Source organism: Serratia liquefaciens, assembly GCF_027594825.1.
GTDB classification, from domain to species: domain Bacteria; phylum Pseudomonadota; class Gammaproteobacteria; order Enterobacterales; family Enterobacteriaceae; genus Serratia; species Serratia liquefaciens_A.
Map to the genome: position 1 here is coordinate 684,036 of NZ_CP088930.1, position 17,512 is coordinate 701,547.

Consider the following 17,512-nt stretch of genomic DNA (forward strand, 5'->3'; position numbering starts at 1 on the left):
TGGCAGGGAAAATTAATTAAGGAAGATGCAAGCTTGATGTATATCGGACTCCCACAGTGGCAACACCCGGCCTGGAATCGTATCGGCCTGCGCGATCTGGCGGATTACAGCCGCTATTTTAACTGCGTGGAAGGCAATACCACCTTCTACGCGTTGCCCAAACTGGAAATAGTCCAGCGCTGGCGCGATATGACCACCGATGATTTTCGCTTCTGTTTCAAGTTCCCCGCCACCATCAGCCATCAGGCCGCGCTGCGTAACTGCGCCGCCGACCTGCAGGCATTTTACCACTGCCTGGGCCCGGTGCATCAGCGCATAGGCCAGCTGTGGCTGCAATTACCGGCGGCGTTCGGCCCGGCGGAATTACCGGCGATGTGGCAGTTTTTCGACGCTTTGCCGAAAGAATTCACCTACGGCGTAGAGGTGCGACATCCGGCGTTTTTCGATAAGGGTGAAGAAGAGCGGCTGCTGAATCAGGGGTTACATCAACGGGGTATCAACCGGGTTATCCTCGACAGCCGGCCGGTGCATCACGCCCTTCCCAACAGCGCCGCCGTGCGCGATGCCCAGCAGAAAAAACCCAAGCTGCCGGTGCATGCTCTGGTCACCGCCAACAACCCGCTGGTGCGTTTCATCGGCGGCGATGTGCTGCAAGATAACCTGCGCTGGTTCGACGCCTGGCAGCAGAAACTGCCCCTTTGGCAGCAAAAACACTGCCCTTATCTGTTTATACATACGCCGGATAACGGCGACTCGCCCCAGCAGGCACAGAAAATCTGGCAGCAACTGCATCAGGCTATTCCGAATTTACCCCTGCCCCCGGACTGGCCTGAGCAGGATGCGCTGTTTTGACCGATTAATCTGACCAATTACATCAGATTTTTCCTCGCGACAGTGATTGCAATGGCGGCTATGATGCTGGCTGCCAGTTTTGGTTAGGGAATGGAGTTAAAAATGGTAAGCGCGCTTTATGTAGTGCTCGGCGCATTGTTGTTGATCAAACTCTCTTATGACGTGGTTAGGTTAAGGATGCAATACCGTGTCGCCTACGGGGACGGCGGTTTCTATGAGCTGCAAACTGCAATCCGCGTTCACGGCAATGCCGTAGAATACATTCCTATCGCCACAGTGCTGTTGGTGATCATGGAGATGAACGGCGCTGAAATATGGATGATCCATATTTGTGGTCTGATGCTGATGGCCGGCCGTTTGGTGCATTACTACGGTCTGCGTAACCGCGAGGTGCGCTGGCGTCGTTCGGGCATGGCGGCCACCTACATTTCGTTAGTGTTAATGGTGCTGGCCAATATTTTCTATCTTCCCTGGGATCTTATTTTCAGCCTGCATTAATCCCCAGTTCGTCCTCAGGCGGCTACGCCGCCTGCTTCCGCTGCGCTTTCTCGCCATTATCTGTTAGAATATGCCCCTTCGAATTCTGAACTGATTTTCCGCTATGCCAAACCGCGATACTCTTTTTTCTGCCCCGATCGCCAAATTGGGCGACTGGACCTTCGACGAACGCGTCGCTGAAGTGTTCCCGGACATGATCCAGCGCTCCGTTCCCGGCTATTCCAATATCATTTCCATGATTGGCATGCTGGCCGAGCGTTTCGTGCAGCCCGACAGCCAGGTTTACGATCTGGGATGTTCACTGGGCGCAGCCACGCTGTCGATGCGGCGGAATATCAAGGTGGCGGGTTGCAACATCATCGCCGTCGACAACTCTCCGGCCATGGTAGAACGCTGCCGCCGTCATATTGATGCCTTCCGCGCCGACACCCCGGTAGAAGTTATTGAAGCCGATATCCTTGATATCAACATCGAAAACGCCTCGATGGTGGTCCTGAACTTTACCCTTCAATTCCTGGAACCCGCCGACCGCCTGCGTCTGCTGGAACAGGTTTACCGCGGCCTGCGCCCTGGCGGCGCGCTGGTGTTGTCGGAAAAGTTCAGCTTTGAAGATGGCGATGTCGGTGAGCTGTTGTTCAACATGCATCACGATTTCAAACGTGCCAACGGGTACAGCGAGCTGGAAATCAGCCAAAAACGCAGCATGCTGGAAAACGTCATGCTGACCGACTCCGTGGACGCCCACAAGGCGCGCCTGAAACAGGCCGGTTTTGAGCATGCGGAAGTCTGGTTCCAGTGTTTTAACTTCGGTTCACTGATCGCGTTGAAAGCGGGAGCCGCAGCATGATTGAGTTTGGTGATTTTTATCAACGCATCGCGAAAAGCAACCTCAGCCACTGGCTGGATACCCTGCCGGCACAGCTCAGCGCCTGGCAACGCGAATCGCTGCACGGCAAGTTCAAGCAGTGGTTTAACTCGGTTGAACATCTGCCGGAACTGACGCCGACCCACCTTGATTTGCTGCACGGCGTACGCGCCGAGATGGAACCCCGCCTGTCGCCTGGCCAGTTGGAAGGCATCGAAAAGATGCTGCGCACCATGATGCCGTGGCGCAAAGGTCCGTTCTCGCTGTACGGTATTGATATCGATACCGAATGGCATTCCGACTGGAAATGGGATCGCGTATTGCCGCACATTTCACCGCTGGCTGGCCGCACCATTCTGGACGTCGGCTGCGGCAGCGGTTATCACCTGTGGCGAATGGTCGGCGCCGGTGCGCATCTGGCGGTAGGCATAGATCCGATGCAGCTTTTCCTGTGCCAGTTCGAAGCGGTGCGCAAGCTGCTGGGTGGCGATCAGCGCGCCCACCTGTTGCCGCTAGGCATTGAGCAACTGCCTGAACTGGCGGCGTTCGATACGGTGTTTTCGATGGGCGTGCTGTACCACCGCCGTTCGCCGTTGGACCATTTGTATCAGTTGAAAAACCAGTTGGTTTCCGAAGGTGAGCTGGTATTGGAAACGTTGGTGGTGGAAGGCGATCGCCATCAGGTTCTGGTGCCGGGCGATCGTTACGCGCAAATGCGTAACGTTTACTTTATTCCGTCAGCCGAAGCATTGAAATGCTGGTTGGAGAAGTGTGGCTTCGTCGACGTTAAAATCGCCGACATGTGCGTCACCAGTACCGAAGAGCAACGCCGCACCGATTGGATGACCAGTGAATCACTGGCCGAATTCCTCGATCCGCAAGACTCGAGCAAAACCGTCGAAGGCTACCCCGCGCCCTTGCGCGCCGTACTGGTAGCCAAGAAGCCCTAAAGCGAAAAACGTCATCACCTCGCCCCCATCGTGGTGATGACGTTACATCCGTTATTTTCGCCAGGCCTCCAGCAGGTCCTTTTCCAGCATGCCGCTGGATTTGCATTCAAAAGGTTTCACTTTGTCATTGCCATCCGCGGTCGTCAGCCCGGCAATGCCGTTGACCTGCACCTTAACGTGACTTCCCTCCCCGGCGCTGTAAATCTGCACCAGAATTCGGTATTCCTCCGTCAGATTCGACGGGGTCGCCTGGTCGGTACAATCCAGATAAAGCCCCGCCAGTTCGGCCTCGCTCCCGGCAGCCCCGATAACGCCAAGGCGACTGTCGGTCAACGTCGGAGTTATCCCTTTCGCGCTTAAAATTGCCAGGGTGCGTGTGAACAGCTCATCCGGCTTTCTGTTGCCGATCAGGCTGCCGTCATCGGCTGCGGAGGGGACGGATACATCACCTGTCGTGCCCTCGGCGGGTTGATTGCCGGTTTTTGTCGGCCCATACACCGACACGCAGCCTGTCAGCATCAGCAATGCAATAGCGGTTAGTCTTCTCATCGTCATTCACCTGTAATACAAAGAGGCACAGGCGCTTAAACAACAAATCAGCGATAAAATCATCAGATAACGCATGCCACTCTCCTTAGCGGTAATAAGCTGCGACGCAGCCGGATAATGCAAGACAGGCCATCAACAACAAAATCAAATAACACTTCATGACTCCTCCATAACCGTACAAATCCCTGTATTTTATCCAGCCATGCTAGCTGGCTGACGACAGAGGTTATTGCACTTGCCATGGTGCTGTCATTGGACGCCATCAGTGCCAGCGCTGGCAGGACAAGGCCGTGGGGGTTCTGGAAATAAAAAAGCCCCGGCTGGAAAACCGGGGCTTGAGGGTTAGCAATGCGCTTTAGGCGCTTTGCGCCAGAGGATCAACCAGGGCCAGCGAGTTTTTCATCGCCTCTACCATGTCGCCGTCTACGCAATAGTGGCTGAACTCGTCAAACTCACTGTCTGAACACATGGTGACACCGGCTTTGCGATAGCGCATGGTCGAAGGCACCGCATGACCGGAGGAGCTGTGTAGCTCCTGAATACCGATATCGACGAACTTGTGCAGGTTGCTGAGCCGCACGCCGGCACCGGCCATAATGACCGGCCCCTGGCTGGCCTGCATCAGGTCGCGTAGCAAGGGCAACCCCAATTCCGCATTTTGCTGCTGGCCCGAGGTGAGTATTCTCGCCACGCCCAACTGGGTCAGTTGATCGAGCGCCACCAGCGGATTTTGGCACATGTCGAAAGCGCGGTGGAACGTCACCGCCATATTACCGCTCAAACGCATCACTTCTTGCATGCGCGGCAGATCGATATGCCCTTCTTCATCCAGCATGCCCACCACCACACCGGCAAAGCCCATATCGCGGATCTGGGCGATGTCATGCTTAATCACGTCAAAATCCACCGCGCCGTAGCAAAAATCCCCGCCGCGCGGACGAACAATAGGATGCACCGGCACGCTGACTCTGTCGCGCGCCAGGCGTAAAGAACCGTAGCTCGGTGTCAAACCTCCCTCACTTTGGCTGGCGCACAGTTCTATGCGATCGGCTCCTGCCCGCTCGGCCGTCAGCGCACAATCGACGCTATAGCAGCAAACTTCCAGTTTAATCATTGTCCCCCCCAGATAACGGCTAACTTGCGACGGCCATTGTTAATTTTTCAATTTCTCACGTAGGCTCATAGTAACCATAAGCCAGCTCAGGGTAATAACTATGGCATTCAATTTTGATCTGTGGGTAGACCGCAGTCACAGTGACAGCGTTAAGTGGGATAAATATCGTGGACGCGACATTATTCCACTCTGGGTCGCCGATACCGACTTCCCGTCACCGCCGGCGATTATCGATGCCTTACAGCAGCGCGTTGCGCATGCCGTGTTCGGCTACGGTCATCCCTCCCCTGAGCTGATTGAGGTTTTTACCCACCGTATGCTAGAGCGCTACGGCTGGCGTATCAATCCCGAATGGTTGGTTTTCCTTCCTGGCCTGGTTTGCGGCCTGAATTTATGCGTGCGGGCTTTTACCGCCGAGGGAGAAGGCACGCTGGCTCCCTCACTTATCTATCCACCGTTTCGCAAAGCAGCGAAATTTGCCGGCCGCACGCAGCTGCCGGTGCCGTTGACGCTGCAGGACCGGCGCTGGCTATTGGATTTCAGCGCTGTCGAAGCGCAACTCAGCGGTACAGAGAGATTATTGATGTTGTGCAACCCGCAAAACCCGGGCGGCACCGTCTACCGCAGGCAGGAACTGTTGCAACAGCATCAGTTTGCCAAAAACCATAATCTGGTTGTTTGTTCGGATGAAATTCATTGCGATCTGCTGCTTGAAGCGGGTTGTGAACACATCCCCTTCGCCACGTTGAATGAGGATGCCGCCCAGCGCAGCGTCACGCTGATGTCGCCGTCGAAAACCTTCAATATCGCCGGTCTCGGTGCCTCAATGGCGATTATTCCCAACCCGGAGCTGCGCAAGAAGCTGATCCGGGCGCGCAGCGGCATTGTGCCGGAGGTGGACGTGCTCGCATTGGTTGCCGCACAGGCCGCTTACCAACATGGGCAAGAGTGGCTGGACGCGTTGTTGATCTATCTGCGTGCCAACCGTGATTGGGTGACCGAACGTATTAATGCCATGCCCGGCCTGGCGTTGCAGCCTGTCGAAGCCACCTATCTGGCCTGGATTGATTGCAGCCAGCTGCCGGTCGATAACCCGCACGCCTTCTTTGAACAGGCCGGCGTAGGATTAAGCCCAGGTCTGGATTTTGGCAACCGGCGCTTTGTCCGGTTGAATTTTGGTTGTCGGCGCGAACTGCTCAGCCAGGCGCTAGACCGCATGCAGCTGGCCACCCGCTCGCTGCAGCCCAATTAACCCTGTTCGCTGGCGACAACATCTCTGATGGAATAAGGATGGAATTTGATCGTCACGGTGCCGTCGGTGATCGCCAGCGTTGGGTTCGGTAAACGTTCGCCTTCCCCTTTTGGTGAACTTTGTTTCAGTTTGATGCCCGGCGCCAGCAGCGCTTCATCCGGCAAGTGGGCCAACGCACGCGCATAAAGCGTGGCCGGTTCGCCGCTAAGCACCAACTCTACGTGTTCCCAACCTTCGTGCGGGTAGCGCTTGTCACCGGGATAAGGCAGCTCCACGCAGTCGATCAGCCAAGGTCCCACCTTGAGCGGTTGCTGGAGATCAAACAGGCAAATCGGACGGCCATTGATCATCGCCTCCGACAGCAATGAACCACACTGCTGTAACCCCAGTCGCCAGCGTTCAGCGGTAGTGTTTTGATGGCAACGCAGCGAAACATGGTCTGCCGTGAACTGGGACAGATCCAGATGCAGTTTTTCGGCAAACTGGCTCAGCGCCTGTTCAAAACGCGGCAGATCCAGCGCTAAATCGTGAAGTTCGGCAATGGCCGGGAAGCTAGTCATAGGGTCCTCGAAACAACAAAAGCGGTTTTCAGGGGAAGTAATTTACACGCCTGAGACGTTGCTATCCACCCGACCGGCCCGGGAAACTGAAATTTTTAACCGCAAAGTGCAAAAGGGTAAAATCCCCTCCCGTTAAGCCCGCCAAAAGTACAAAATGAATATTAACGAAGACGCTATTACCGCACCAATTGACACCTACCCGAATCCAATTTCAGATGAAAGTTAACGCATAAGTTTATAGCTTTTTCTTATGACTGGTGGATTGAGAATATTACTAACTTATTAAGCCTGATAATTCACCTAATCCGTCGTTCATAAATGCTTAAAAAATAGTTAACGCCAGCGTAGTAAAAAGACATGAAAAAAACAAGACAACTAAAAATAGACAAATTAACAATATGTTTTAAATGGATTTATTTTACACCCGACATGAGAATCCTCCTAAACACCCCGTGGGTAATTGCGTGAAAATATCAATTGGGCTACTTTAGTGAAAATTGACCCAGAGACTATCCATTATGTTCCTTTTAATAATATCCCTGTTATTAGTGATTATTGCCGCCTATGCGATATACCGTCACTTCAAATCGCGCCGTAATAATACGCTGGACGCTGGTCGCAGAAACAAAAAACACTAAGTTTGCTATTTGATTTTTCCATCAGCCTATTATTTTTGCTCGTCTGAATTATCCGCTTCGTGACCCATCCTCTTCGCCCCTTGGTGGGCCAGACACAACGCAATGCTTTATCACGCCGACTTTCACCTTCCCCCGAGCCAACTGCTGACGTACCCCATCAGATCGGTTACAATTACAGGCTGTTTTGTGGTGGGTCGGCGTGTTGACGCAAGGCCAGTAAAACCACCTTTGAATCCCGCAGGGGCATGGCATACGGCCCCTCGTTCGTCATTAAGGTAACCCGGTGAATATTCAGGTTCTTCTTTCAGATAAAGTCAGCCAGGCGCTGATTGCCGCAGGCGCGCCAGCCGATTGCGAAGCGCAGGTCCGTCAGTCCGCAAAAGCGCAGTTTGGTGACTATCAGGCCAATGGCGTGATGTCCGTTGCCAAGAAACTCGGCATGCCGCCACGCCAGTTGGCAGAAAAAGTGGTGCAACTGCTTGATCTCGGCGACGTCGCCAGCAAAGTGGAAATTGCCGGTCCCGGCTTTATCAATATCTTCCTGAACAGCGACTGGGTCGCGCAGCAAACTGATTGGGTGCTTGGCGCGCCAAAACTGGGCATTGCGCCCGTCAAACCGCAAACCATCGTCATTGACTACTCTGCGCCCAACGTGGCGAAAGAAATGCACGTCGGCCACCTGCGCTCCACCATTATCGGTGACGCTGCGGCACGTACTCAGGAGTTCCTGGGGCATAAAGTGATCCGCGCCAACCACGTGGGTGACTGGGGCACCCAGTTCGGCATGCTGATTGCCTATCTGGAAAAAATGCAGAACGAAAACGCCAGCGATATGGGCCTGTCCGATCTGGAACAGTTCTATCGTGAAGCAAAGAAACACTATGATGAAGACGCCGAGTTCGCCGAACGCGCCCGTGCCTACGTGGTAAAACTGCAAGGCGGCGATCAATACTGCCTGAAGATGTGGCGCAAGCTGGTCGACATCACCATGGCACAAAACCAGCTGACCTATAACCGTCTGAACGTCACCCTGACCGAAGACGACGTAATGGGTGAAAGCCTGTACAACGCGATGCTGCCGGGTATCGTGGCCGATCTCAAGGCCAAGGGGCTGGCGGTGGAAAGCGAAGGCGCCACCGTGGTGTTCCTCGACGAATACAAGAATAAAGACGGCGACCCTATGGGCGTCATCATCCAGAAAAAGGATGGCGGCTACCTGTACACCACCACCGACATCGCCTGCGCAAAATACCGTTATGAAACGCTGGGTGCCGATCGCGTGCTTTATTACATCGACTCCCGTCAGCATCAGCATTTAATGCAGGCCTGGACCATCGTGCGTAAAGCCGGTTATATCCCGGACAGCCTCTCGCTGGAGCACCACATGTTCGGCATGATGCTGGGTAAAGACGGCAAGCCGTTCAAAACCCGCTCAGGCGGCACGGTGAAATTGTCCGATCTGCTGGATGAAGCGGTTGATCGTGCAGGCAAACTGATCGCCGAGAAAAACCCGGACATGCCGGCAGAAGAGATGCAGAACCTGGCTAACGCCGTGGGCATCGGGGCAGTTAAATACGCCGACCTGTCAAAAAGCCGTACCACCGACTATATCTTCGACTGGGACAACATGCTGGCGTTTGAAGGCAATACCGCGCCTTATATGCAGTATGCTTATACCCGCGTGGCCTCCGTATTCAAACGTGCCGGTGTCGACGAAAGCAATCTGACCCTGCCGCTGGTGATGACCGAAGAGCGCGAAATTGCGCTGGCGACCCGCCTGCTGCAGTTTGAAGAAGTGATCACCACCGTGGCGCGCGAAGGTACTCCGCACGTGATGTGTAGCTACCTGTACGATCTTGCGGGCCTGTTCTCCGGCTTCTACGAGCACTGCCAGATCCTGAATGCAGACAGCGAAGGGGCGCGTCAGAGCCGCCTGAAACTGGCACTGTTAACCGCCAAAACGCTGAAGATCGGTCTGGATACATTGGGTATCGAAACCGTCGAACGTATGTAAGTCGCTGGCTGATAACGAGAAAGGGTCGCCGAGGCGACCCTTTTTTATGCTCTGACGGCGGAGAAAGCCGTTTAGGCTACTCGCCGGGCGAAGTCGCGCGGACGGAAGCCCAGCCCGGCCAATACGCCAAAGTAAGCCACCACACCGGTAACCACCACCAGCGCCAAACGCAGCAAACGTGCCAACATATTGCCCTGATCCCAGGCCGGCATCAGCCACATTACGCCAACCAGCACCACCGACATCACGATCACCGCGATCACCAGCTTGGTCAGGAACATCGCCCAACCCGGCTGCGGGTGGAAAATCTTCTGCTTGCGCAACTGCCAATACAACAGCGAAGCGTTAAGACAGGCCCCCAGACCAATCGACAGCGAAAGTCCGGCATGCTTTAACGGGCCGATAAACATCAGGTTCATCACCTGGGTCAAAATCAGCGTGATAATGGCAATCTTAACCGGTGTTTTGATGTCCTGACGCGAATAGAACCCTGGCGCCAACACCTTCACGACGATCAACCCCATCAACCCTACCGAATAGGCCACCAGCGCGCGCTGGGTCATCGCAGCGTCGAAAGCGCTGAACTTGCCGTATTGGAACAAAGAGACGGTCAGCGGTTTGGCCAAAATGCCCAGAGCGATGGCGCTCGGCAACGCCAGCAGGAAACACAGGCGCAGACCCCAGTCCATCAAACGTGAATATTCATCGTGGTTACCGCTGGAAAAACTTTTCGCCAGCGATGGCAACAGGATGGTCCCCAGCGCCACGCCCAGCACGCCGGAGGGAAACTCCATCAGGCGGTCGGCATAATACATCCAGGACACCGAACCGGAGACCAGGAAGGAAGCGAAAATGGTATTGATGATCAGTGAGATCTGGCTGACCGAGACGCCGAAAATCGCCGGCCCCATCTGACGCATCACTCGCCATACGCCGGCGTCGCCCAGCTTGAGACGCGGCAGCACCAGCATGCCGATCTTCTTCAGATGCGGGAGCTGATAACCCAACTGCAGCACGCCACCCACGACGACTGCCCAGGCCAGTGCCATCACCGGCGGATTGAAGTAAGGTGCGGCAAACAGCGCAAAACCAATCATGCTGACGTTAAGCAACGTCGGCGCAAACGCCGGGATCGAAAAACGGTTCCAGGTATTGAGGATTGACCCCACCAATGACGCCAGCGAGATCAGCAGAATATACGGAAAGGTCACCCGCAGCAGTGACGAGGTCAACGCGAATTTGTCCGGTGAATCGACAAAGCCCGGCGCGGTAATGTAAATCACCCATGGGGCGGCCAGCATCCCCAACACCGTCACCACGGCCAACACCAGCGTCAGCAGTCCGGAAACGTAAGCGATAAAGGTGCGCGTGGCCTCTTCTCCCTGCTGGCTTTTGTATTCGGCCAGGATCGGGACAAAGGCTTGCGAAAAGGCCCCTTCGGCAAAGATGCGCCGCAGCAGGTTAGGCAGTTTGAACGCCACGAAGAAGGCGTCCGTTGCCATACCGGCACCAAATACCCGCGCCACGATTGCGTCACGGGCAAAGCCCAACACCCGTGAAAACATCGTCATAGAGCTGACGGCTGCCAGTGATTTTAGTAGGTTCATGTGGTTTTTCTGATGTGCCCTGTAAATGTCGACGCCTGCATCAGCAGGCGTCAGTAAAACTATCGGCTAAGTTTACCCTTAAGTCGCAGAATAGCTACTCTCATATGTTACATGGAGTTATGTTACAAATTGGCGTCTCGCAACAGGCATTCAATCACCCGCTGGGCTACGATTGCCTGCTCTCCGGCGGTGTCCGGCAGCGTTTGGTTACTGACGGAGGCCAGGAAATGGCGGATCGCGCCGTCAAAACCGCGCTGCGCCAGCGTGGTTTGCCAGCCTGGCGCCGGTTGCTCCAGCACGCCCTGCGAGTCTTCCCGCAGCCACTGACGCATATCGTTCAACTGATAAACCGCGCCGTCCGTCACCGCCTGAACGCTTTCACGCTGGCTGCCTGCCCGACGATGCATGCTGGTGGTCACCAGCGTTTCTCCGCATTCAAAATGATGTTCGGCATAAACCAACTCACCGGCCTCGTTAATCCGCAGGCTGCCGCTGAGCCGTTGCCCTGCACTCCCACCCAACCACAGAGCGGTGTCCACCACGTGCAGATAATCGTCCAACAGGGTAAAGCGCGCATCGTTAGGTCCGACGCTGTCGGCACGGTGCTTATCCATGCGAATCGACGCCGGTTGCTGCATGTCCTGCTTCAACTGACGGTACAGCGGTGCAAAGCGACGGTTATACCCGACCATCAGCGCCTTGCCCTGTTTTTCAGCCAGGGCCAGTAGCTGTTCGCCCTGCTCCACGGTCTCCGCCAGCGGTTTGTCGACATAAACGTGAACGCCATATCGCAACAGCTCGCCAATCACCTGAAAATGGCTGGCGGTGCTGCTGTGAACGAACACCGCGTCACACTGCTGCGCCAGGCTGTCGAGCCCTGAAAAACAGGCCATGCGATAGCTGTCGCAAATAGGCTGTGCCTTTTGCTGATTCGGAGAGAAACCGCCGACTAACGTCCAGTCTGCCGCCTGGCTGAGGATCGGCAGATAAGCCTTTTGCGCGATACCGCCCAACCCCACCACGCCAACGCGTAATTTACTCATGCGATCCCCGCTCCAATAACGCCTGCACCTGCTGCTTAAGCTGCGCCACTTCGTTTTCCAGCGCACTCACGCGCTCGTGCAAATCGCTGTCATTGGCCGGCGATGCTTCCGCAGGAGCCTCGTCAATCTGGCCGCTGAACAAATGCATAAATCGACTTTCACGCTTGCCCGGCTCCCGCGCCAGCCGCACCACAAAGGGGCCATCCTCACGCGCACTCAGCTGCGCCAGCACCTGCTCCACTTCGGTAACATCATTAAATTCATGCATGCGGTTGGTTCGGGTGCGCAATTCCCCAGGGGTTTGTGCGCCACGCAGCAGTAAAGTGGCGATCACCGCCAATTCAGCAGCGCTCAGCTTGAGCTGACCAAACTCTGAATTGCAAAAGCGCTGTTCATATTTGACCACCCGATTGCCGAAACCGCTCAAGGTACGCAGGAAGTGTTTCTTTAACAGCAGATCGAGAACCTGCTGAACTTCGTTTTCCGCTAGCTCCATCACCGGTTCGCGGTTGGTTTTCTGATTACAGGCCAGGGCGATGGCATTGAGGGAAAGGGGGTACTGGTCCGGGGTGGTCACCTGCTTTTCCAGCAGGCAGCCAATCACCCTGGCCTCTTTGGCGCTTAATTCGTATTTCATTATTTTGCCTCAGCGTGGCGGTAGCCATTCTTTATTGGTTAAAGCCGTCAGTACGTGATCCTGCCACTGCCCGTCGATCAGCAGATAGTCCTTGGCATAGCCTTCACGTTCGAATCCCAGGCGGGTCAACAACGCGCCGCTGCGCTGATTGTGCGGCATATAGTTAGCCATGATGCGGTGCATACGCTGCTGACGCAGCATATAGCGGATGGCGGACTGCAACGCTTCAAACATCAGCCCCTGACCCTGCCATTTCTCGGCCAGCGAATACCCAAGGAAACAGGCATGGAATGAGCCACGCAGCACATTGCTGAAGTTGGCCACGCCGCGCACCTCATTTTCTTCCGGATCGAGCAGGATAAAATAGTAGGCGCTGCCCTGCTTTTGCATTTCGGTGATCATTCCCAGCCGCGCCTGCCAGCCGGAAGGATAACAGTGGCTTTCATCCCGTACCGGTTCCCAGGGTTTAAGGAAGCTTCGGTTATCGGCATAGTATTCCGCCAGCCGGTAGGCGTCGCGTTCATGAACTAAACGGACAACCAGCCGTTCGGTGGTCAGGCGTACTTTTGGTGATGCAGAGCGGTAGCCAAACATCATTTCCCCCGCGGTCAGAACGGTTCGATAAGAAGTATTTATTGGGCGCACGTGTGGATAATAATCCGGCGACGAACCTATTCTGAGTCATTATTTCTCAACCCTCGGCGCAGAACCGCACTTACCCTCATTTAATATAACCGCAGCCTGCCCCAGAGGTAAAATCCCGGCAGCTCAGTAAATAAGCGATTAGTCATTTTACGACTATTTTCGTGTCGTTTTGCCGTGCAGGTAACGTATTGACGATAAAAAAATATTATCTATCCTGCCCCTATCGGCAATACGGGATTGGGTACACACTAGAGCGGTCGCACCCCTCTCCCTCTTAATTGCTCGTGGTGAAGCATGTCTCTGGTATCGCAAGCTCGGAGCTTGGGTAAATATTTTCTATTACTCGATAATCTGTTGGTGGTTTTAGGCTTTTTTGTGGTATTCCCGCTTATTTCGATTCGCTTTGTCGATCAGCTTGGCTGGGCGGCGGTGGTGGTCGGCGCAGCGCTGGGGTTACGCCAGTTAATCCAGCAAGGCCTGGGGATCTTCGGGGGCGCGATAGCCGACCGATTCGGCGCCAAACCGATGATTGTCACCGGCATGCTGATGCGCGCAGCAGGCTTCGCCACCATGGCGATGGCCGACCAACCCTGGATACTGTGGTTTTCCTGTGCCCTTTCCGCCCTCGGCGGCACGCTGTTTGACCCGCCACGTACCGCATTGGTGATTAAGCTTACCCGCCCACACGAGCGCGGCCGTTTTTACTCGCTGCTGATGATGCAAGACAGCGCCGGTGCGGTCATCGGCGCCCTGATCGGCAGTTGGCTGCTGCAATATAATTTCCACTTTGTCTGCTGGGTCGGCGCGGGTATTTTCGTGTTGGCGGCGGGTTGGAACGCCTGGCTGCTGCCGGCATACCGAATTTCTACCGTTCGCGCCCCCATGAAAGAAGGCATGATGCGCGTGCTGCGCGACCGCCGTTTCCTGACCTACGTACTGACCCTGACCGGTTACTACATGCTGTCGGTACAGGTGATGTTGATGCTGCCGATCGTCGTCAATGAAATCGCAGGCTCACCGGCGGCGGTGAAATGGATGTATGCCATTGAGGCCGCGCTGTCATTATCGTTGCTCTACCCGCTGGCGCGCTGGAGCGAAAAACGTTTTCGCCTGGAGCAACGCCTGATGGCCGGGCTGTTGCTGATGACCCTCAGCCTGATCCCGGTCGGGCTGGCCACCAGCCTTCAGGGTGTATTTACCCTGATTTGCTGCTTCTATCTCGGCTCAATCATCGCCGAACCGGCGCGTGAAACCCTCAGCGCTTCGCTGGCGGATCCACGCGCACGCGGCAGTTATATGGGATTCAGCCGGCTTGGTCTGGCACTGGGCGGCGCCCTGGGTTACACCGGCGGCGGTTGGATGTACGACACCGGCCATGCGGTAGGCATGCCGGAGCTGCCCTGGATACTGCTGGGCATCGTGGGGCTGATAACCCTGTTCGCCCTTTATTGGCAGTTCAATCCGCGCAGCATCGCATCGGAAGTGCTGCCCGGCGGCTGAGATTTTTCTCTAAGTTGCCAGAAAATCAGCCGAATTACCCACAGCTGCTATCCTGATAGTAAAAACATAAACGGGAGAAGTTGGCGATGAGTGATGAAGACAAATTACCGCAGCTGTTGGAACACATGGTACTGAACCTGCGCATGATCTACGCGCGATCAACATTGGTAGAAAAAGCGCTGGCCCACGTCATCGCTGACAATGCCGGTTTAAAGAGCGACATCATCAAACAGCTGCAGATAGTCAACGCCAGCAATGAGCGTGATAAAATCGATTTGGAAGAAGCACGCATGCATTTGATAGAAGTGATCAATTCCGTTCCGACAAAAAAATAATCCCTGCTTTGGCCCGCGCAGTCTGTACGGGCCAAACAACAATTACGCACCTTCCAGCAAGAACTTTTCGCGACAGCCTCAGTATGCTGTGATAACTATTGCTGTTAAAACCTGACAACCGGAGCAAGCATGAAACTGTTTATCTACGATCATTGCCCATTCTGCGTTAAAGCCCGCATGATTTTCGGCCTGAAAAACCTGCCCGTCCGCCTGGTCACCCTGCTCAACGACGATGAAGCGACGCCTGTCGGCATGATTGGCAAAAAAATGGCGCCGATTTTACAAAAGGATGACGGCAGCTATCTTCCGGAAAGCATGGATATCGTGCATTACGTCGATAACCTCGACGGTAAGCCGCTGCTGACCGGCAATACCAACCCGGCGATCGCCGACTGGCTGCAACGGGTCGGAGGTTACAGCATCAATCTACTGCTGCCGCGCTTTGCCAATGCCGACTTCGAAGAGTTCGCCACTGACAGTGCACGCCAGTACTTTAGCGACAAAAAGCAGGCCTCGATCGGGGATTTTTCCGAGCACCTTGCCGACAGCGCTGACCTGATTGCCCAACTGGAGGGCGACCTGCAGACACTTTCCGGTCTGGTCGTCTCAGCAGACGCGGTGAATGGCACGCTGTCGGAAGACGATATCCATCTGTTCCCCTTGTTGCGATCGCTGTCGATCGTCGCCGGACTGACGCTGCCGGAAAACGTGGAAGCCTATCGCAACCGTATGGCGCAATGCAGTGACGTCCCACTGCTGTTCGATATGGAACAGTAGCCCCGCGATAAGGATATAGCGCGCAAATGTTGAAAATGGTGCTGGTCACTGCCCGCGATCGGGCAAGGCTGAAAGAAATCTCCGCCGTGCTGATCCGTTATGGATTGCAGGATGTGATTCGTCTGCTGGGGCTGAGCAGCCTGTTGAGCGGTGGTGATAGCGGCAGCGAGCAGCAAGACGGCCAAACGTTGCCGCAGCGTCTGCGTGCGGCGCTGGAAGCCTTGGGGCCGACCTTTGTCAAATTCGGCCAGATCCTGGCGACCCGTTCAGATCTGTTGGACTCAAGCTGGACCGACGAACTTGACCGGCTGCACAGCCAGGCAAGCACCCTTTCGTGGGAGCAACTGGCGCCACAGATCCGGGCAGACTTGAAGGGTGACCCACACAGTCTGTTCGCCGAATTTGACGAAACGCCGCTGGCCGCGGCTTCGATGGCACAGATCTACCGCGCCCGCCTGCACAGCGGCGAAGCGGTGGTGATCAAGGTGTTACGTCCCGGCCTGGCCAAAACCATTCAGGCCGACCTGCGCCTGCTGACCTATCTGGCGGAAACCGTGGAGCAACAGAGCCCGGCGCTGGCCCGTTATCGTCCGCGGCAGATGGTCAGAGCCCTGGCAACCGCGCTGACTCATGAACTGGACCTGACTCACGAGGGCAACAACTGCGAACGGGTCGCCCAACAGTTTGCCCAGCAGCCCAATGTGGTCATCCCCAAGATTTACTGGCAATGGTCGTCCCAACGCCTGCTGGTACAGGAATTTCTGCCGGGTATCGCACCGGAAAATCCACAGCAACTGGCGGCGGCAGGATTAGATGGCCCCTTGCTCGCAAGACATGGCGCACAGGCCTTTATGAAAATGGTGCTGGAGCACCGTCTTTATCATGCCGATCCTCATCCGGGTAACGTAATGGCGTTAGCGGATAATCGCGTCGGTTTTATCGATTTCGGTATGGTCGGCCAGCTTTCCGAACGGCGACGTAATCAATTGCTGCTGTTGCTGCAGGCCATCGCCGAGCGAGAATCCGCCGGTATCGTCAACACTTTGATCGCCTGGTCGGACAGCGATCCTTTGGATCTGTTGGATCTGGAGCTGGCGGCGCAAAACTTTCTCGATAAGCAGGCTTCCTCCACTCTCACGCTGGGCAAGGCGCTGACCGATTTGTTGATGATGGCGCGTGAACATCAGTTGGCACTGCCGCCGGACCTGGTGTTGCTGTTCAAGGCGTTAATCACGGCCGACGGCGTGCTGCATCGGCTGGATCCCCATTTCGATATCATCGCCACCCTGAAACCTATGCTGCAACAGGTGATGCTGCAGCGTTATACCCCAGAGGCGGTGCGTCGGCGCATGCTGGCGTTGGGCGGTGAGGCACTGGATGCCAGTGAAGAGCTGCCGCAAACCTTACGCCTGCTGATGCGTCGCCTCAAAGGCGGGAAAATCAGCGCCGATATCAACGTCAAAAATATCGATCAGTTGAGCAAGGCGCTGGAACGGGCCGCCCTCACCCTGGCCATTGCCATTGTCACCGCCGCCTTCGCACTGGGCCTGGCCCCTTATCTGATGCACTCCTCGCTGCGGTTGTGGGGCATTCCGCTGTTTCCGGCGCTGGGAGCCCTCGCTTGCCTGGGCGGCGTCTTGCTGCTGATGTTGCGCCTGCGACGCTGAACAGTTTCA

The 17,512-nt window shown here is 55.6% G+C and carries 17 protein-coding genes; 10 read left to right on the forward strand and 7 right to left on the reverse strand.

Annotated elements, in window-relative coordinates; genetic code table 11:
• Positions 1-36 precede the first annotated feature (36 nt).
• The 4 genes from LQ945_RS03075 (at position 37) to cmoB (ending at position 3,165) form a co-directional block, all read left to right on the forward strand.
• Entirely contained in the window at positions 37-852 is an 816-nt protein-coding gene (locus LQ945_RS03075) for a DUF72 domain-containing protein (RefSeq protein WP_182822019.1), read from the forward strand.
• Positions 853-954: 102 nt separating this feature from the next.
• Positions 955-1,350: an MAPEG family protein gene (locus tag LQ945_RS03080; RefSeq protein WP_044551845.1), complete on the forward strand. Its 396-nt coding sequence runs from the start codon at positions 955-957 to the stop codon at positions 1,348-1,350.
• A gap of 103 nt (positions 1,351-1,453) precedes the next feature.
• On the forward strand, positions 1,454-2,197 hold the full coding sequence (gene cmoA / locus LQ945_RS03085) for a carboxy-S-adenosyl-L-methionine synthase CmoA (RefSeq protein WP_044551846.1): 744 nt from the start codon (positions 1,454-1,456) through the stop codon (positions 2,195-2,197).
• Positions 2,194-3,165, forward strand: coding sequence for a tRNA 5-methoxyuridine(34)/uridine 5-oxyacetic acid(34) synthase CmoB (cmoB, locus tag LQ945_RS03090; RefSeq protein ID WP_270102229.1), 972 nt, complete (start codon positions 2,194-2,196; stop codon positions 3,163-3,165). The genes cmoA and cmoB overlap by 4 nt, the downstream gene beginning before the upstream one ends.
• Positions 3,166-3,216: 51 nt before the next feature.
• Here the strand turns inward: cmoB and LQ945_RS03095 are convergent, their stop codons facing one another.
• Both LQ945_RS03095 and cutC read right to left on the reverse strand, forming a co-directional pair.
• On the reverse strand, positions 3,217-3,714 hold the full coding sequence (locus LQ945_RS03095; protein WP_269935100.1) for a hypothetical protein: 498 nt from the start codon (positions 3,712-3,714) through the stop codon (positions 3,217-3,219).
• Positions 3,715-4,069: 355 nt separating this feature from the next.
• Positions 4,070-4,828, reverse strand: a complete 759-nt coding sequence (cutC, locus tag LQ945_RS03100) for a copper homeostasis protein CutC (RefSeq protein WP_270102230.1) — start codon at positions 4,826-4,828, stop codon at positions 4,070-4,072.
• Between the two features lie 100 nt (positions 4,829-4,928).
• On the opposite strand from cutC, the gene LQ945_RS03105 reads away from it, so the two are divergent.
• A complete protein-coding gene (locus LQ945_RS03105) occupies positions 4,929-6,080 on the forward strand; it encodes a MalY/PatB family protein (protein WP_269935099.1) in 1,152 nt (383 codons plus the stop codon).
• Here LQ945_RS03105 and LQ945_RS03110 read toward each other — a convergent pair.
• Positions 6,077-6,640: a VOC family protein gene (locus LQ945_RS03110; RefSeq protein ID WP_269935098.1), complete on the reverse strand. Its 564-nt coding sequence runs from the start codon at positions 6,638-6,640 to the stop codon at positions 6,077-6,079. The two genes, LQ945_RS03105 and LQ945_RS03110, sit on opposite strands and share 4 nt — an antisense overlap.
• 921 nt (positions 6,641-7,561) lie before the next feature.
• Between LQ945_RS03110 and argS the strand changes: the two genes are divergently transcribed.
• On the forward strand, positions 7,562-9,292 hold the full coding sequence (argS, locus tag LQ945_RS03115) for an arginine--tRNA ligase (protein WP_270102231.1): 1,731 nt from the start codon (positions 7,562-7,564) through the stop codon (positions 9,290-9,292).
• A gap of 71 nt (positions 9,293-9,363) precedes the next feature.
• On the opposite strand, the gene murJ is transcribed toward argS, so the two are convergent.
• The 4 genes from murJ to rimJ form a co-directional block, all read right to left on the reverse strand.
• The gene (gene murJ, locus LQ945_RS03120) at positions 9,364-10,899 is read right to left on the reverse strand and encodes a murein biosynthesis integral membrane protein MurJ (RefSeq protein ID WP_262240429.1); all 1,536 of its coding nucleotides are present in this window, start codon (positions 10,897-10,899) and stop codon (positions 9,364-9,366) included.
• 122 nt (positions 10,900-11,021) lie between these two features.
• Positions 11,022-11,942 (reverse strand): Gfo/Idh/MocA family protein, encoded by a 921-nt coding sequence (locus LQ945_RS03125; RefSeq protein WP_270102232.1) that lies wholly within the window; start codon positions 11,940-11,942, stop codon positions 11,022-11,024.
• The gene (locus tag LQ945_RS03130) at positions 11,935-12,579 is read right to left on the reverse strand and encodes a YceH family protein (RefSeq protein ID WP_270102233.1); all 645 of its coding nucleotides are present in this window, start codon (positions 12,577-12,579) and stop codon (positions 11,935-11,937) included. The genes LQ945_RS03125 and LQ945_RS03130 overlap by 8 nt, the downstream gene beginning before the upstream one ends.
• Before the next feature lie 9 nt (positions 12,580-12,588).
• Positions 12,589-13,173 carry a ribosomal protein S5-alanine N-acetyltransferase gene (gene rimJ, locus LQ945_RS03135; RefSeq protein ID WP_262240529.1) on the reverse strand — a complete coding sequence of 195 codons (585 nt, stop codon included), beginning with the start codon at positions 13,171-13,173 and terminating at the stop codon, positions 12,589-12,591.
• Between the two features lie 345 nt (positions 13,174-13,518).
• On the opposite strand from rimJ, the gene mdtH reads away from it, so the two are divergent.
• The 4 genes from mdtH to LQ945_RS03155 all read left to right on the forward strand — a co-directional run bounded on the left by mdtH (position 13,519) and on the right by LQ945_RS03155 (position 17,503).
• Positions 13,519-14,724, forward strand: coding sequence for a multidrug efflux MFS transporter MdtH (gene mdtH / locus LQ945_RS03140; protein ID WP_270102234.1), 1,206 nt, complete (start codon positions 13,519-13,521; stop codon positions 14,722-14,724).
• A gap of 86 nt (positions 14,725-14,810) precedes the next feature.
• Positions 14,811-15,059: a hypothetical protein gene (locus LQ945_RS03145; protein WP_269935093.1), complete on the forward strand. Its 249-nt coding sequence runs from the start codon at positions 14,811-14,813 to the stop codon at positions 15,057-15,059.
• Positions 15,060-15,188: 129 nt separating this feature from the next.
• Positions 15,189-15,836 carry a glutaredoxin 2 gene (gene grxB / locus LQ945_RS03150; protein ID WP_270102235.1) on the forward strand — a complete coding sequence of 216 codons (648 nt, stop codon included), beginning with the start codon at positions 15,189-15,191 and terminating at the stop codon, positions 15,834-15,836.
• A gap of 26 nt (positions 15,837-15,862) precedes the next feature.
• Positions 15,863-17,503, forward strand: a complete 1,641-nt coding sequence (locus LQ945_RS03155; protein ID WP_270102236.1) for an ABC1 kinase family protein — start codon at positions 15,863-15,865, stop codon at positions 17,501-17,503.
• Positions 17,504-17,512: the final 9 nt, after the last annotated feature.

What these genes read in the sequence shown, in the direction of transcription:
- LQ945_RS03075 (WP_182822019.1), top strand. Translation starts at nt 37, where the DNA reads ATGTATATCGGACTCCCACAGTGGCAACACCCGGCCTGGAATCGTATC.
- LQ945_RS03080 (WP_044551845.1), top strand. Translation starts at nt 955, where the DNA reads ATGGTAAGCGCGCTTTATGTAGTGCTCGGCGCATTGTTGTTGATCAAA.
- cmoA (WP_044551846.1), top strand. Translation starts at nt 1,454, where the DNA reads ATGCCAAACCGCGATACTCTTTTTTCTGCCCCGATCGCCAAATTGGGC.
- cmoB (WP_270102229.1), top strand. Translation starts at nt 2,194, where the DNA reads ATGATTGAGTTTGGTGATTTTTATCAACGCATCGCGAAAAGCAACCTC.
- LQ945_RS03095 (WP_269935100.1), bottom strand. Translation starts at nt 3,714, where the DNA reads ATGAGAAGACTAACCGCTATTGCATTGCTGATGCTGACAGGCTGCGTG.
- cutC (WP_270102230.1), bottom strand. Translation starts at nt 4,828, where the DNA reads ATGATTAAACTGGAAGTTTGCTGCTATAGCGTCGATTGTGCGCTGACG.
- LQ945_RS03105 (WP_269935099.1), top strand. Translation starts at nt 4,929, where the DNA reads ATGGCATTCAATTTTGATCTGTGGGTAGACCGCAGTCACAGTGACAGC.
- LQ945_RS03110 (WP_269935098.1), bottom strand. Translation starts at nt 6,640, where the DNA reads ATGACTAGCTTCCCGGCCATTGCCGAACTTCACGATTTAGCGCTGGAT.
- murJ (WP_262240429.1), bottom strand. Translation starts at nt 10,899, where the DNA reads ATGAACCTACTAAAATCACTGGCAGCCGTCAGCTCTATGACGATGTTT.
- LQ945_RS03125 (WP_270102232.1), bottom strand. Translation starts at nt 11,942, where the DNA reads ATGAGTAAATTACGCGTTGGCGTGGTGGGGTTGGGCGGTATCGCGCAA.
- LQ945_RS03130 (WP_270102233.1), bottom strand. Translation starts at nt 12,579, where the DNA reads ATGAAATACGAATTAAGCGCCAAAGAGGCCAGGGTGATTGGCTGCCTG.
- rimJ (WP_262240529.1), bottom strand. Translation starts at nt 13,173, where the DNA reads ATGTTTGGCTACCGCTCTGCATCACCAAAAGTACGCCTGACCACCGAA.
- mdtH (WP_270102234.1), top strand. Translation starts at nt 13,519, where the DNA reads ATGTCTCTGGTATCGCAAGCTCGGAGCTTGGGTAAATATTTTCTATTA.
- LQ945_RS03145 (WP_269935093.1), top strand. Translation starts at nt 14,811, where the DNA reads ATGAGTGATGAAGACAAATTACCGCAGCTGTTGGAACACATGGTACTG.
- grxB (WP_270102235.1), top strand. Translation starts at nt 15,189, where the DNA reads ATGAAACTGTTTATCTACGATCATTGCCCATTCTGCGTTAAAGCCCGC.
- LQ945_RS03155 (WP_270102236.1), top strand. Translation starts at nt 15,863, where the DNA reads ATGTTGAAAATGGTGCTGGTCACTGCCCGCGATCGGGCAAGGCTGAAA.